This is a genomic window from Flammeovirga sp. AWQ4_249 (assembly GCF_056161045.1).
The window spans coordinates 1-14,918 of record NZ_JBSWYJ010000027.1 but is presented as its reverse complement, the minus strand read 5'-3'; the positions used below and the strand labels follow the sequence as shown (position 1 = coordinate 14,918).

Annotated in this window: 14 protein-coding genes; 5 read left to right on the top strand and 9 right to left on the bottom strand. The window is 32.1% G+C overall.

Annotation, left to right across the window (positions count from 1 at the left end):
• Positions 1–30: 30 nt before the first annotated feature.
• The 5 genes from ACXAHM_RS17950 to hutG form a co-directional block, all read right to left on the bottom strand.
• Positions 31–1,626, bottom strand: coding sequence for a S8 family serine peptidase (locus ACXAHM_RS17950; protein ID WP_474962645.1), 1,596 nt, complete (start codon positions 1,624–1,626; stop codon positions 31–33).
• A 141-nt stretch (positions 1,627–1,767) separates the two neighbouring features.
• The gene (locus ACXAHM_RS17945) at positions 1,768–2,133 is read right to left on the bottom strand and encodes a translation initiation factor (protein ID WP_474962642.1); all 366 of its coding nucleotides are present in this window, start codon (positions 2,131–2,133) and stop codon (positions 1,768–1,770) included.
• Between the two features lie 10 nt (positions 2,134–2,143).
• Entirely contained in the window at positions 2,144–3,010 is an 867-nt protein-coding gene (locus ACXAHM_RS17940; protein ID WP_474962639.1) for a cell division protein FtsX, read from the bottom strand.
• A gap of 91 nt (positions 3,011–3,101) precedes the next feature.
• A complete protein-coding gene (gene ung / locus ACXAHM_RS17935) occupies positions 3,102–3,764 on the bottom strand; it encodes a uracil-DNA glycosylase (RefSeq protein WP_474962636.1) in 663 nt (220 codons plus the stop codon).
• Between the two features lie 45 nt (positions 3,765–3,809).
• Positions 3,810–4,799: a formimidoylglutamase gene (hutG, locus tag ACXAHM_RS17930; protein ID WP_474962633.1), complete on the bottom strand. Its 990-nt coding sequence runs from the start codon at positions 4,797–4,799 to the stop codon at positions 3,810–3,812.
• A 262-nt stretch (positions 4,800–5,061) separates the two neighbouring features.
• Here hutG and trhA point away from each other — a divergent pair, with 262 nt between their 5' ends.
• Entirely contained in the window at positions 5,062–5,760 is a 699-nt protein-coding gene (trhA, locus tag ACXAHM_RS17925) for a PAQR family membrane homeostasis protein TrhA (RefSeq protein WP_474962629.1), read from the top strand.
• A gap of 42 nt (positions 5,761–5,802) precedes the next feature.
• Here trhA and ACXAHM_RS17920 read toward each other — a convergent pair whose 3' ends face one another.
• Together ACXAHM_RS17920 and ACXAHM_RS17915 are read right to left on the bottom strand one after the other, a co-directional pair.
• Positions 5,803–5,955 (bottom strand): hypothetical protein, encoded by a 153-nt coding sequence (locus ACXAHM_RS17920; protein ID WP_474962626.1) that lies wholly within the window; start codon positions 5,953–5,955, stop codon positions 5,803–5,805.
• Between the two features lie 60 nt (positions 5,956–6,015).
• Positions 6,016–6,597 (bottom strand): cytochrome b/b6 domain-containing protein, encoded by a 582-nt coding sequence (locus ACXAHM_RS17915; protein ID WP_474962623.1) that lies wholly within the window; start codon positions 6,595–6,597, stop codon positions 6,016–6,018.
• A gap of 139 nt (positions 6,598–6,736) precedes the next feature.
• On the opposite strand from ACXAHM_RS17915, the gene ACXAHM_RS17910 reads away from it, so the two are divergent.
• Positions 6,737–7,153, top strand: coding sequence for a hypothetical protein (locus tag ACXAHM_RS17910; RefSeq protein ID WP_474962620.1), 417 nt, complete (start codon positions 6,737–6,739; stop codon positions 7,151–7,153).
• Positions 7,154–7,220: 67 nt separating this feature from the next.
• Here ACXAHM_RS17910 and ACXAHM_RS17905 read toward each other — a convergent pair whose 3' ends face one another.
• Positions 7,221–7,727, bottom strand: coding sequence for a hypothetical protein (locus tag ACXAHM_RS17905; protein ID WP_474962616.1), 507 nt, complete (start codon positions 7,725–7,727; stop codon positions 7,221–7,223).
• Between the two features lie 170 nt (positions 7,728–7,897).
• Complete coding sequence (locus ACXAHM_RS17900; protein ID WP_474962612.1) at positions 7,898–9,253, bottom strand: GAF domain-containing protein; 1,356 nt, start codon at positions 9,251–9,253, stop codon at positions 7,898–7,900.
• Between the two features lie 135 nt (positions 9,254–9,388).
• Here ACXAHM_RS17900 and ACXAHM_RS17895 point away from each other — a divergent pair, with 135 nt between their 5' ends.
• The 3 genes from ACXAHM_RS17895 (at position 9,389) to lolA1 (ending at position 14,778) form a co-directional block, all read left to right on the top strand.
• Entirely contained in the window at positions 9,389–10,855 is a 1,467-nt protein-coding gene (locus ACXAHM_RS17895) for a nicotinate phosphoribosyltransferase (protein ID WP_474962609.1), read from the top strand.
• 222 nt (positions 10,856–11,077) lie between these two features.
• On the top strand, positions 11,078–14,041 hold the full coding sequence (locus ACXAHM_RS17890; RefSeq protein ID WP_474962606.1) for an FtsK/SpoIIIE family DNA translocase: 2,964 nt from the start codon (positions 11,078–11,080) through the stop codon (positions 14,039–14,041).
• An 80-nt stretch (positions 14,042–14,121) separates the two neighbouring features.
• Positions 14,122–14,778 carry an outer membrane lipoprotein periplasmic chaperone LolA1 gene (gene lolA1 / locus ACXAHM_RS17885; RefSeq protein ID WP_474962602.1) on the top strand — a complete coding sequence of 219 codons (657 nt, stop codon included), beginning with the start codon at positions 14,122–14,124 and terminating at the stop codon, positions 14,776–14,778.
• The last annotated feature ends 140 nt before the right edge of the window (positions 14,779–14,918 follow it).

Here is a 14,918-nt window from a genome sequence, read left to right as displayed (position 1 = left end):
TTTATCACTTTATTCGTCAATAATTATTTACTAATTTACTTTGACTTTAAATGTTTTAAAGAACTCATTTGTTGACACTTTTAACAAAAGGTATTTCCCTCTTTGATTTTGTGGCAAATCTAATGATATATTATTATTTATATTGTATTTAATATCTTTCATTAAGGTTTTTCCTCCCATAGAATACCAAATAAACTCAACATCTTTCCCTTGGAATTTCTTTGGAAACTCCACTTTTATTGTTGAACCATTCACTGGATTTGGGTAGACTTTTACTTTTTTAAATAACTGATCATTTTCTTCAAGACTAGTTAATAAAAATGCACGTTGAAAATCCGGAATCCCATATCCCAAAAGAGTATCAGGTGCATAGAACTTATCACCAGAGTTTCTTATTCTTTCGATAATATCCATAGGAGTTGTCTCTTCTGGTAAAGCTTGAATTAGACCTGCTGCTAAAGCGGCAACTTGAGGAGCAGAAAAAGACGTTCCATTTGTAACACTCACATTTCCTGAAGAATTGATAATTTGAGCACCACCACCAATGGCAGATACATCGGGTTTAATTCTTCCATCTGCTGTAGGTCCAAAAGAACTTGAAAAAGCTTTAAAAAGGTTATTATTATTCACAGAACCAACAGCTAATACAAATGGTGAGTCTGAAGGGAAGGATATTTTTCCCCAAGCTGAAGACCCTTCATTTCCAGCGGAAGAAACTACCAATATTCCTTTTGTATAAGCATGATTTGCTGCTATTGTAATCCATGCAGATTGTCCATCTAAATCAGATTTAGAGTAATTTTGATCTTCGTGATCAAATTCATAATACCCCAAAGAACTCTGTATAATGTTCACTCCAATAGAGTCTGCTCTTTCAGCAGCTGCCATCCACATCAGTTCTTCAATTCTACTTTCAAAAGCAACATTCTCTGTTCTGTATAAATAGTAAGTGGCATTAGGAGCACCACCTACAAAACTTCCATCTTCAAATGCCGCCATTGTTGATAAAACGTCAGCTCCATGTGAATGATCATTATTCACAATTGTATCCTTATCATAAAAATCATATGTTTCACCTACTAACAAATCATTAAAGTATGGATTTTCTGAATATCTTCTAAATCCAGCATCTAATACTGCTATTCCAATTCCTTCTCCGGTATACCCTTCATTATGCATATCATCGATACCTAAAAGCACATTTTGTCGTTCTGCTTCTCCATAATCATAGGTCTCCATAGAAATGGAAGACGATTCAATTCCTCCAAGTGTTTTATCAGCCATATTCATAACATGACTTACATTTGACAATGCTACAATCTGTAATGAATCCGCATTACTGACAATTACTCCATTAATCCATTTTAAAGGATACCATATAGTAGCACCTGTAGCTGCGACTTCATCAATGTATTGTTGTACAACAGGTAAATCTGTAGAGTCTATTTCGATTGATTGATTTGATCTTCGCTCTATTGCTTTCTCTGATAAATAAGCTTGAGGATTATCTAATGTATATTGTGTAGAATTCTTATCTGAAAATTGAACCAAAAAATATTTCTGCGATTGAGCAAAAATAGTAGATGATAGGTTTACGATTAGTATGAAAAAAAATAGTCTGATCATGATGAGTTTTACTAAAAATTAGTAGCAATAAACAAAAAAACCTCTCTCTAAAAAAATTAGACCGAGGTTCATTCATATCTTATGTATTTCAAAGTATAAAAATAACATTTTCTACTTAAAAATATCGTTCAATGATAAATTTTAACCTCCAGATTTTTTGGCTATATAACCAGCGTCCTTTAAGAGTTCTAACACTTTATCTCTAAAGTCTCCTTGGATAATAATTTCGCCGTCTTTAGCACTGCCTCCTACTCCACATTTTGACTTCAATGTTTTCGCTAGAGATTTTAAATCATCATCTGTACCCACAAAACCTGTCACTAATGTAGCCGATTTTCCTTTTCGGTTTTTTCGGTCCAACATTACTCTTAAATCTTGTTGATTGGGTGCTAGCGTTTCTTCTTCCGCATCTGCATCTGTTTCGTATTCATAATCTGGATCAGTACTAAATACTACACCTAAGCGATCTTTCCAATCACCTCCGCCACTATTATTTTTTCTTCCCATACTATTTTGATTAATAAAGGTCGTCTAATTTTAATTTTAAATACTTGCTGATAGCGATATACACGCTTGTTACAACAACTAAAGATCCCAATATGATTGCTAATATACAAATAAAGCCAATATCTTTTGCTGAAATCAGAAATACTAATTCAGGCATTGATGATAATGCTGATAAAGCAACAACTGCAACAAATAAAGAAGCAACAGCTCCACCCACAGCACCTTGAACAGCTCCTCTCATAAGGAATGGTTGTTTAATAAACATCTGAGTGGCACCTACAAGTTGCATAGAACGGATTAAAAATCTTTGAGAATATAATGCTAAACGGATAGAATTATTGATTAGAATAATGGCCGTAGAGAAAAAGATCAACGATAATGCTACTACTACTAAACCTATAGTATTCATATTACCACGAATATTTTGAAGCATATTTTTTGTATAAACAACTTCATATACACCTGTTAGTGTTTCTAATTGCTTTTGTGCTTCTTCTAGTGCATTGTCACTATCAATTCCAACATCTACTCTAACAGCATAACTATCTCTCAATGGGTTTTCACCTAAAAAGCGAACAAAATCTTCACCTGTAGATTCGATCATTATCTCAGCCGCTTTTTCTTTACTGATATATTGAGGTTGTTCAGTTTTAGATACAAAAGAGTAATTACTTAATGACTCTTGTAAGCTGTTCTTTTCACTCTCTGTAAGGTCTTTTTCAAGAATCACCTGCATTTCTATTCCACTTGAAAGTTTATTGGCTAATCTTTTTGTACCAATAGCAAAAAGAGTAAACAAGGCTATCATGAATAATGCAGCTGAAATACTGAATAATACGTTTGTGTAGGGATAACTTCCAACGACTTTTTTCTTCATTGGTGATTTATATTAAAAAAATAATCGATTACAGTAAGACAAATTACTTGTCAATTTTAGAACGATAAAAATATTCAATTCTTATTTTAATTTACCAATTAATTGGCTTTTTTCCTTTTGAGGTTAAATATTCATTAGCCTTTCTAAACTGTTGATTACCGAAAAAACCTCTGTGTGCAGATAATGGCGACGGATGTACTGACTCTAAAACCAAATGTTTCTTTCTATCGATTACTTTACCTTTTTTTTGTGCATAAGCACCCCATAAAAAAAAAACCACTCCCTCTTTTTCACTCGCTACTTTTTTGATCACTTCATCTGTAAACTTTTCCCAGCCTTTCTTCTGATGAGACCCTGCCTTATGTGCTTCAACTGTCAAAGTAGCATTTAATAATAATACACCTTGATCAGCCCAACGTTCTAAGTTCCCTGACAAAGGTCTAGGAATACCTAAATCATTTTCAATTTCCTTAAAAATATTGACCAAAGAAGGCGGTTGTTTAATACCATCATTTACTGAAAAACAAAGACCATTCGCCTGTCCATCGTCATGGTAAGGATCTTGTCCCAATATCACCACCTTAACATCCTCAAAATGACAATGATCAAAAGCATTAAAAACTTGATTTCTAGGGGGGAAAATTGTCTTTGTTGCGTATTCTGATTTTACAAAATCAACCAAATCTTTAAAATAAGGTTGTTCAAATTCTTGAGAAAGTCTTTTTTTCCAAGATTTTTCTATTCTTACTTCCATACTAAAAAAATAGGGATTAAAATTTAACCCCTAATCTATTAAAAATTATGCTTTTACTATTTCAAATGATAACGCTGCCGCTAACTTAGCTGTACGTTTATCAATATCAAATCTCGGGTTCAATTCAGCAATATCTGAAGAAATTACTTTACCACTTTTGTATACTTTTTTGAATATGCGCATAAAAGATGGATTTGGTTCAACACCATTATACGCTGAAGCACTTACTCCAGGAGCAAAATGAGCGGCAAAAACATCCATACAAGTTGTTTGATAAATAATATCTACACTATCAATAAATGCACTTAATTTGTGTGTAGAGGCTACTTTGTCTGCTTCAGACAAACGTCTGCCTGAAATATATTTTACATTTAAATCATTCGCTGTGTTATATAACTTTTGCGTATTACTATTTTTTTGAATACCAATCACTAAATAGTTGAATGATCTATCTAATTCTTTTTGTTTCTGTGCAATTTGATAGAAAGGAGTTCCTGAACTTGGAAGTGGATTAGGTTCACGTAAATCAAAATGAGCATCAAAATTGATGATACCTAGACGTTTTCCAGGATGAACTTTAAGCATGTAAGCACTAACTCCTAAATAATGAGCATACGCTATTTCATGCCCACCACCCCAAACTAAAGGTCTATATCCTTTCAGTAAAGTTTCCTCAATCAACTTACCCAAAGCAATTTGAGCTCCTTCCAAATCTTCATCTGGACATTGGATATTTCCCAAGTCTAATAATCTAACAGATTCAGGAAAATGAACCGGTAAATTGGCACTTGCCTTTCTCAATTCATATGGTCCATCTACTGCACCAAGTCTTCCTCCATTTCTTTTGACTCCTTCTTGACACATAAAACCTATGATAGCCACACCCGACTCACCTTCTTTCAAATCAGGAATTTCTTCATTCTTCAGATTTATCACCTCAATTTTTTGGTGCCATCTGTAAACATCATATGTATCTCCATCAATTCTACCAGTCCAAATTGATGAGTCCGTTGCTAAGTATCTATGGTCAATCATTTTTTGTAATATTCTAATATTATCTTCTCATATTTATATAAGAAATCAAAGTAAGACACAAAGTAACAAAAAGGTTGATTATGTCTAAAAAATTATGTATATTAATTGTACTAACCCAATAAAAAAATATTTAAATAATCCTATTTTAGTACATGTTTTATGATTCTATTGTCTTTTACTTAAACCTAATTGTCGTATAAATGATAAATAACTCATTATACCCAACCACCTATTTCTACTTAATAAAAAATATCATTAATCCATGAAAAAACTATCTTATACCTCTACTTATGAAAACACAAAAAATGATTTACCTTCTACCGCTGGAGAGTTAGAGATACCTAGAGATACCCCTGAAGAAGAAAAAATTAATAGTCTTACCCATGGAATTGCAGCATTTGCAAGTGCAATTGGTCTAGCTATTCTTTTAAATAAGATTGATATTAATGATGCCTCATATGTGATATCAACTATTTTATATGGAGGTAGCATGATAATACTTTTCACTTGTTCTACACTTCTTCACCTACATACTGATGATGCCTTTACCAAGACCTTTGTGATTTTAGATCATTCAGCTATTTATTGGTTAATTGCCGGAACTTACACACCAATGTGTTTAATAAAAATTCCTAATAATGGCGGCACAGAACTTTTCGTTGTCATATGGACCATCGCTATTTTAGGTACAATATTCAAAATGATAGTTGCAGATCGTTATCAATGGATATCTGTCACGTTGTATCTCGCAACAGGATGGGTTGGTGTATTTTTATTTCCTGAAATGTTAGAATCAATGGGAAATGGAATGAATTGGGTGATCTACGGTGGATTAGCTTACACTATTGGTGTTCCCTTTTATTTATGGAGAAAATTACCATACAATCATGCGATTTGGCATCTTTTTGTAATGCTGGGAGCTGGCTTGATTTTCTATGGTTATTACAATTATATATTCTAAACAAAAAAGAGCTTTATCAGTGAAAGTGATAAAGCTCTTTTTTTATTTATCTTCAGTAGACTGTTTCTCTTGAGGAGTCTGCTGTCTAAACATCTTTTTCTTATGTTTGTAGTCTAAGAAATAACCAATCATTGGAAAAACTGTGCTTAGTGTTATAATAAATATAATAGTATTAATAACGCCCTCTCCTTGCATAGTGGTATTATTTAAGTTGTATGTTATTACAAATATACATGACTTAAGTCATCAAAACAATCAATTTTCTTTGTTTTTACCATGTATCATCTCTGATACAATATTTTTTTGATCGGTAAATTCACCTAAAATTACCCCAGCAAAATGTATAAATATGAAAGAAGTGAGGTAGTAAATCGATAACTTATGAATATCTTCCATGAGTTCATGATCACCAATATCATTAATAATGCAAAGTCCTGTAATCAAAGAGCCTGCTATTCCTACGTAAAAAAGAAGATAAACCCACTTTTGAAATTTCTCTTTCATTGGGATTTCTTTGGAGGTGATAAATGAAAAATTAATTCCTCTTTCTTTTGCATTGACTACTAATCGAACTAAATATAATCCAATTAATAAATAACCTGCGTTAATGTGCCATTGCCACATATTACCACGAATAGTTTTAGCCACTTTCATCGCCTGATCCTGAGAAATATCTATATTTAAATTGGCTAGGTTTTCCATTATGATATCTCTCATAAAGTATTTACTCATCCAGTTTTCTCTAAGAAAAATAGTCAATAGAATAAAAAGCATTACAAAGGCAATAGACCAATGTAAAAGCCTATGAGCTGCACTGAAGTTTCGTTTTTCTAACATAAAAAATTAGTTAATTAAAAAGAGTCTCTAAAAATAGTATTTTCTTTCGAAGAAAGTACATCAACTAATTAATTTGTCCTCTGCAATTTTATAGATATTTAGTAAATTATGATGATTTCTTTTATTTAATACCCCAAATATGAAACTGTTATACCAAAAATTAGCATTACTAGCCATTATATCTTTTACTTCATTTGGTGCATTTTCTCAAATAAAAACAGAACACTATCCTTTACTATCCGATTTTTACCATCAAGGAGGTGATTTTGAGGATAAGATTCACCTTTATATTGTTGAGTTTAGACATTCCTCAGAAGTAACGGTAAGTATTTCTTACAATAAAGATAATGGTGATCTCATACTTAAGTTTAAAGATAAAAGCGGATCCATGCATCAAGAAGTCTTATCCGGCTTTACTCCAGAATACAACTTACATACACCAAGTGTTATTACCTTCTCAAAAGAAGGAGATCAGAATAAATCTGTTTCAATAACAGAATATAATGGAGGATTATCCGTCATTTGGAATGGCGAGAGTTATCATATGAATTCATAAAAAAAGGCTACTCACTTAATCAATGAGTAGCCTTTTTATATAATCTAAAAATCTAAGTCTATATCCATTATTTTAACTTGGATTCATAATAGATATTTACTTTTGATCTTTGGTATTTTTCATCTCCAGCAATGCCATCTGCCCATAATATTCTTCCTTTGTCTAAATCATAAAATGGTTTGATATCAATTACTCTTAAAGTAAGTTGACCTGATAAAACATAAGAAGCTACAGTTTGGCCATTTTTTTCATAACCAAGCATATATTTATAAGCGGCGTCACGCATATATTTTCCACGCAATGAGGCTAATTTTAAATTACGATCATCCGCTTCTCCTGAAGCTTGACCTCTACCTTCCAAAGAAATTCTGTACATTCGTTCTGGATTCGTAGACAAATTCATCAATAGACGTTCACAAACTTGGTCTAATTGATTCTTTTGTTCCTTTGAAAACATAGACATTTTTGTCTCTCCAGCATCATACGTGTTTGAACTGTACACAACTCCGATTGGTTGGTTTCTTAATTTCTCCCCTACAGGGATCAAATCTTCATTAAAAAATTTCGCGCTCATTGGATTAAATTTTTAGATTGTTTTACTGTGAATTAGACTTTCACAAGATAGTAATTTCCTTTCTTGTTATCACAAAAGTATATAAACTCTACCAATTTACAAGAGTATTAGTGATAAAAATTAAAATTTAACGATTAAAATACTAATTTTCAGTACTTTAATTAATATTACTAATTAGAAATGTCATTTATTTTCTTTTGATATTCATCCTCATTTCGCTTCATTTCTTCTTGAGTTGCACGCATCTCTTCTAAGTTTTGGCGCATCTCTTCCTCTTGTACACGCATCTGTTCTGCTTGCTTTTGAGAAATAGACAATAACTCTTTTAATTTTTCTGATGCTAACTTATTTAAAATAGTAATTGCTAAACTTTCACATACTCTTGATAAAAAGTCAAGCTTATATTGTTCTAATACTTTGAAACTAGCAATTTCAATTACACCTTCTACTTTATCATAGGCTTTTAATGGATAAATTGCTACAAAAGAAGCAGTCATATCTCCTAAGCCTGAACTAATATTTAAATAGCCTGAAGGTACGTTTTCCAAAATAATTGGTTTTTTCTCTATGAAACATTGCCCAATCAAACCTTCACCTTGTTCTATTTTATTCGCATTGAGGTATTTTTTTCGATCATATGCAAAGACAGATTGTCTTCTTAAATAATCTCCTTTTTCATGATCTTCCACTCTTGAAAATACTGCGACTTGATTTAATTCTAATACATTTGCCAAGAAACTTGTAGATTGATCAATAAGGTCGTCTAGTTTCTCAACTGTTCTTGTAAGATCATTAAATTCAGAAAGTTTTTGAGTACTCCAAGTTCTTTGTTCATCTTCAATTTTAGTCTTTTGGACTTTTTGTAAAACTTCTCTTAGCTCTTTATCAGATTTTTCTAGTTCTGCGTTTCTTTTGATACTTTCAACATTTAATCTTTCCGATTCTAGACGATATCTCATTCTTTCTCTTTGCATCAGAAAAAGTAAAATTCCTAATCCAAGTAATCCAATGTATGCACCTCGCATAGATCTTGGAGCATAAAGCGTATCATAATCAATCAACGGATCTACTAATATATCTTGAAGTTTAAACATTGATAATAGAATACCGCACAATATTACAAATAATGACCATTGATATCTTCTTTCTTTTACATCAAAAATTAAGAAAGGAATTAATAAATGAACCACACCAATGATATAGCCAGAGATTCTAGGATCAGCATTTTCTGGTGTTAAATAAGAATTATAAACCACCACAACACACATTGGAACAATACAAAGAATAATCCTGGATACTTGATAAAGGCGTAAGTGATTAAAGGCTAACACCATCAAATTACCCATAATACCTATCAATGGCCATTGTATTAAAACTGGTGCTTTAACAATTGCCACTAAAAGATAAAAAATTTCAAAAAATGTAAGATAAAAGGCAAATTGATTAGAGGTAATTACTTTTTCTCTTGTAATCCCTGCCACATTTCTATCTAATCCTATTGAAAATATTTGATTAAAAAAGTTCATATATAATATCCTTGTTGTCTAGTGCTATTTCTTTCCATTCAACATATATTTTAGTTAAATTAATAAGAAAGAAATTTTACCGCTCAAAAAAGAAACGTAATTTCAATTTTCATAGTATAAAAAATCATGCTATAAATGAATATTTCTACAGATCTCTACAAATCATCGCTTACTTTACTTACAGATTTCTATCAAATCACAATGGCTTATGGCTATTGGAAACAAGGGCTATCGAATAAAAAAGCGGTGTTCCATGGCTACTTTAGGAAATCTCCTTTTAAAGGTGGTTATGCTATTTGTGCAGGATTAGGTTATGTTATTGATTATTTAAATCAACTTTCCTTTTCAGATAGTGATATTGAATATCTAGGAAGTCAAAAGGATAACAATGGTGATCTTTTATTTGAACAACAATTTCTGGACTATTTATCCTCATTAAAATTAACGGCCGATATACATGCTGTAGAAGAAGGTAGAGCTATTTTTCCTAACGAGCCTTTCATAAGAGTGGAAGGATCTTTAATAGAGTGTCAACTCATTGAAACTGCATTATTGAATATAGTAAACTTTCAAACATTAATAGCAACTAAAGCCGCTAGATTAAGAATTGCCGCTCAAGATGATATCTTACTTGAATTTGGGCTTCGTAGAGCTCAAGGAATTGATGGAGGTATAGCAGCTTCTCGTGCTGCTTATATTGGTGGATTTAACGCTACTTCAAATGTATTAGCAGCAAAGTTATTGGATATTCCAGTAAAAGGTACACATGCTCATTCGTGGATTATGTCTTTTGATGATGAGTTAAATGCATTCAAAGCTTATGCAGAGGCAATGCCTACCAATTGTATATTTTTAGTGGATACCTATAACACTATAGAAGGTGTAAAAAATGCTGTGAAAGTTGGTCATGAATTAAGAAAAAAAGGACATGATTTACTGGGCATTAGGTTAGATTCTGGGGATCTTTCCTACCTAAGTATTGAAGCTCGAAAAATTCTAGATGAAGGTGGATTTGAAAAAGCTGTAATTGTAGCCAGTAATGACCTTGATGAGTATTTAATTAATAATTTGAAGAACGAGCAAAATGCTAAAATCACAACATGGGGAGTAGGCACAAAATTAGTCACTGCTTATGACCAACCTGCGTTGGGTGGAGTGTACAAAATGGGTGCAATCGAAAATGAAACTGGCGAGTGGAATTATAAAGTAAAATTATCTGAACAAGTCAATAAGATTTCCACTCCAGGAATACTACAAGTCCGTAGATTTAAAAATAAAAATGGTCAATATAGTGCAGATGCAATCTATAATGAAGAAAAAGCATTAGAAGAAAATTGTGTGCTTATTGATCCTCAAAATGGCATTCGTTCTAAAACGATAAAACATGCTCATGAAGGAGAAGATCTTCTTGTTGAAATTTTCAAAGATGGTATTCAAACCTATCAAAAGCCTAGTATTCATGAAATCCATGAAAGAACAATTCAAGAATTGAAGGCATTTGATCAAAGTATCAAAAGATTTTATAATCCGCATGAATATCCTGTTGGTCTAGAAAAGGGGCTTTATCAATTAAAATTAGATGTAATACGAAGTTTTCAATAATAATCATCCGCTTAAAGTTCCAATTAACATTTGAAAACCCTAATTTTGGGTATATGTGATAGGATTTTTGTAAGATTCAACTTGAAGTGATAAATTACTATCATCATATCAGTGACAACGACTAAATAATTACTGAACTATACTATTAAATTTTGGTATACTCAATGTTGTCATTCATGTTTAAATCATTTTTTTAACTGTTCGTGTTAAGCAGATTATCTTATGGCTTCAGAAGCAAAAAGAAACGTCAGAAAGAATATATATAAACCCAATGCATCCGTTCAACCTACTTCAGCTACCCCACATGAAGAAAAAACGGAAAGACCATCTCGAGTAAAAATGCCAAGTATGTCTATCAATAATGATAAACTTAAAGACCCGAGGTTCAAAGCTAGTATTGGACTTTCCTTGATGTTTTTATCCTTCTATACATTTTTAGCTTTATTTTCTTTCATTTTTACAGGAAAGGCAGATCAAAGTGTTATTGAAAATGTTGGAGGTATTACTCAATTAATTTCTTCCGGAAAAGAAGTACAGAATTGGTTGGGTTTACTTGGTTCTTTTTTATCACATTTATTAATCTATAATCTTTTCGGTATAGGATCCTCCCTACTCATTCCATTATTATTTATTGGTGGATATGAACTATTTACTTTAGGAAAAGGGAAACTTATTCGTTTTAGAAAGCTAGCCTACATCTGTCTATTTTATATGATGTGGAGTAGTGTTTTCTTAGGTTATTTTGTTGTTGTCAATGATACTCCCAATGTATTAGGTTTCTTATGTGGAAAAATTGGATATGCTGTTGCGGATGGTTTATATAGTTTAATTGGTTGGGGAACTATTATTCTATTAATTCTTTCTGTTTTAATTCACGGAGTATATATCATTAAATTTAATGCTGTTAGTTCATTAATTGGAAAAGTAACGAAGGATAATGTTCATAAAAATAACAATGAAAACTTATCTGAGGTCAATCATGATGAAATGCTAAAAGAAGTTCAATCTTCTAATCAATTCGTTGATGAAGATACTATTCCTGAGGTTGATGATAAATTTCAAACTTCTACCATTGAAGAAGATAATATAGCACAAAATGAAATTAAAGAAGAGGAAGTAAATACTTCTTTAGAGAATGAAATAGTCAATAATCTTCTTGAAAAAGAGGAAGAAAAGACTCCATCTGAAATTGTACCTGCTGCAGCTCCTCAACCAAAATTACATGAGGATGAAATTGAAGAATTAGTACCTACCAACGTACCACAAAGTATCAAAGTAGATCCAATTTCAGTGGATGTGAATATTCAAGTTGAGCATGTACAAGTTGGAGAACCAACTCAAGTACCTCCTACTCAGAATTATTCTCAAAATCAGCCTCCTCAAAATAAACAGGAACCACTTCCTCCTGTTCCTCCGAAAAAAGAAATACCTCCAAAGAAGGAAAAAGATTCAAAATCAACTCCTCCAACACCTTCTTATGAATTAGAAAAAGAGAATGTAAAAGCAGAGGCCATCGAACTAGATCCTCCTGCTCCAGCACCAAAAAAAGATAAAAGTGTCGATCCTCATCAGTTATCCAATGTTTCTAATACTGATGATGTCGATAAAGCAGATTTGAATATTCTGAATCAGATTGAAGAAGAAGAACCGGATGAGTTCTTACATGTTGAAGATTTAGATGAATATGATCCGAAATTAGATCTCAGTCACTACAAATATCCAGCTCTTGAATTACTTCGCCCTCCTGTAGAAAGCAAGGCGAAAGTTTCAAAAGAAGAATTAGAAGCAAACAAAGAAAGAATTGTCAATACATTAAGACATTTTAAAATTGGCATTTCTTCTATTAGTGCTACCATTGGTCCTACAGTTACACTTTATGAAATTGTTCCAGAAGTAGGAATTAAGATTTCAAAAATTAGAAACTTAGAAGATGATATTGCCTTAAGTTTAGCAGCTTTAGGTATTCGTATCATCGCTCCAATTCCTGGTAGAGGTACAATTGGTATTGAAGTTCCAAACAATAACCGTGAAATGGTTTCTATTTCCTCGGTATTGGCCACTGAAAAGTTTACGAAAGCAAAAATGGATCTTCCAATTGCCTTTGGACGTACTATTTCCAACGAAGTATTTGTCACTGACCTCGCCAAAATGCCACACGTATTGATGGCGGGTGCAACTGGTCAAGGTAAATCTGTGGGTATTAATGTACTTTTAAGTTCTTTATTGTATAAAAAGCACCCTTCAGAATTAAAGTTTGTGATGATTGACCCTAAAAAGGTTGAATTGTCATTATTTAATAAAATAGAAAGACACTTCTTGGCAAGTTTACCAGACGCTGAAGAAGCAATTATAACAGATACTAAAAAAGCTGTACATATCCTGAATTCATTATGTACTGAAATGGATATGCGTTACTCACTATTAAAGTCAGCAGGTGTTCGTAACATCAAAGAATACAATGCTAAATTTAATAGTAGAAGACTTAATCCGAAGAAAGGACACCGTTTCTTACCATACATCGTTCTTGTTATAGATGAACTTGCAGACTTAATGATGACTGCCGGTAAAGAAATTGAAGGGCCAATTGCACGTTTAGCTCAATTAGCTAGAGCAATCGGTATACACTTAGTTGTAGCTACTCAGAGACCTTCAGTAGATGTAATTACAGGTATGATTAAAGCCAACTTCCCAGCTCGTATTTCATTTAGAGTAACTTCTAAGATAGATTCAAGAACAATTCTAGATGCAGGTGGTGCGGATCAATTAATCGGTATGGGTGATATGCTTTTATCAACAGGTAATGATATCACGCGTTTACAATGTGCATTTATTGATACAGAAGAAGTTGAAAAGCTATGTGATTATATCGCTGAACAAACAGGTTTTGCTACAGCGTATATGTTACCTGAATTCGAAGAAGAGCAACCTGCTTCTAAAGGCGGAGGCGGCAGTGTCGATGATAGAGATGACCTTTTTGAAGAAGCTGCTCGATTATTAGTAAGACATCAACAAGGCTCTACTTCTTTAATTCAAAGAAAATTAAGTCTAGGATACAATAGAGCAGGAAGAATAATAGATCAATTGGAAGCGGCAGGTATTGTAGGACCATTTGAAGGTAGTAAAGCAAGGCAAGTTAACGTGAAAACAGAAATGGATCTTGAGGTTTTATTAAGAACTTTAGAATAATTTATGAAACTTTCACCCCTTAGTTTTACGTATTAAACACTTATATAAAAATAAAATAGAACTTACGACAAGAAATAATCATGTTCAATAAAAAATATATTATCACATTCTTCGCTTTAACTTTAATTTCATTTCAATCTTTATTCGCTCAGCAAGACGAAAAAGCAAAAAAAGTATTAGATGAAATGAGTAACTATTACCAAAGTTTATCTTCATTTAGTGCTGACATTAATCAAAAAGCAATAAGTATAGATAATAATGAAGTAATGGGTACTTTGGCTATAAAAATTAAAGTAAGTGGTGATAAATACCAATTACAGACTTTAGGTCAAGTAATCTATAACGATACAAAAAATACTTATCGATTTGATAAAGAAATGGAAGAAGTGACGATTGAAGCTCCTTCTACAGATGAAAATAATATCTTAAGTCAACCTTCTAAGATTTATTCTATTTACAAGAAAAACTTCAAATACCTTTATACAGGTAAAGAAAATGGTTTGGATGTAGTGGATTTAAGTCCTAATCAAGGTGTTGAGATCGATTTCTTTAGAATTAGAATGTTCATTAACCCATCTACACATGAATTAGTGAAATGGGAAATGTATGAAAAAGGAAACAAAACAAAATATGTTTTAGTAATCAATAACTTCAAAAAGAATGTACCGGTTACTGATAAGGATTTTGTTTTTGATACAGCAGCTAATCCAAATGTAGAAGTTGTAGACCTTCGATAAAATAATTTAAATCAAAAAAAGCATATCAATTTTAAAAGTTGATATGCTTTTTTGGGAGTGTAAACTGAACGCTGTCTCGTTTTTAATTCAGAGTTTAATTTCTTTCTCAGTTCATAATTAAGTTTCTTTTTTCAAGAAGA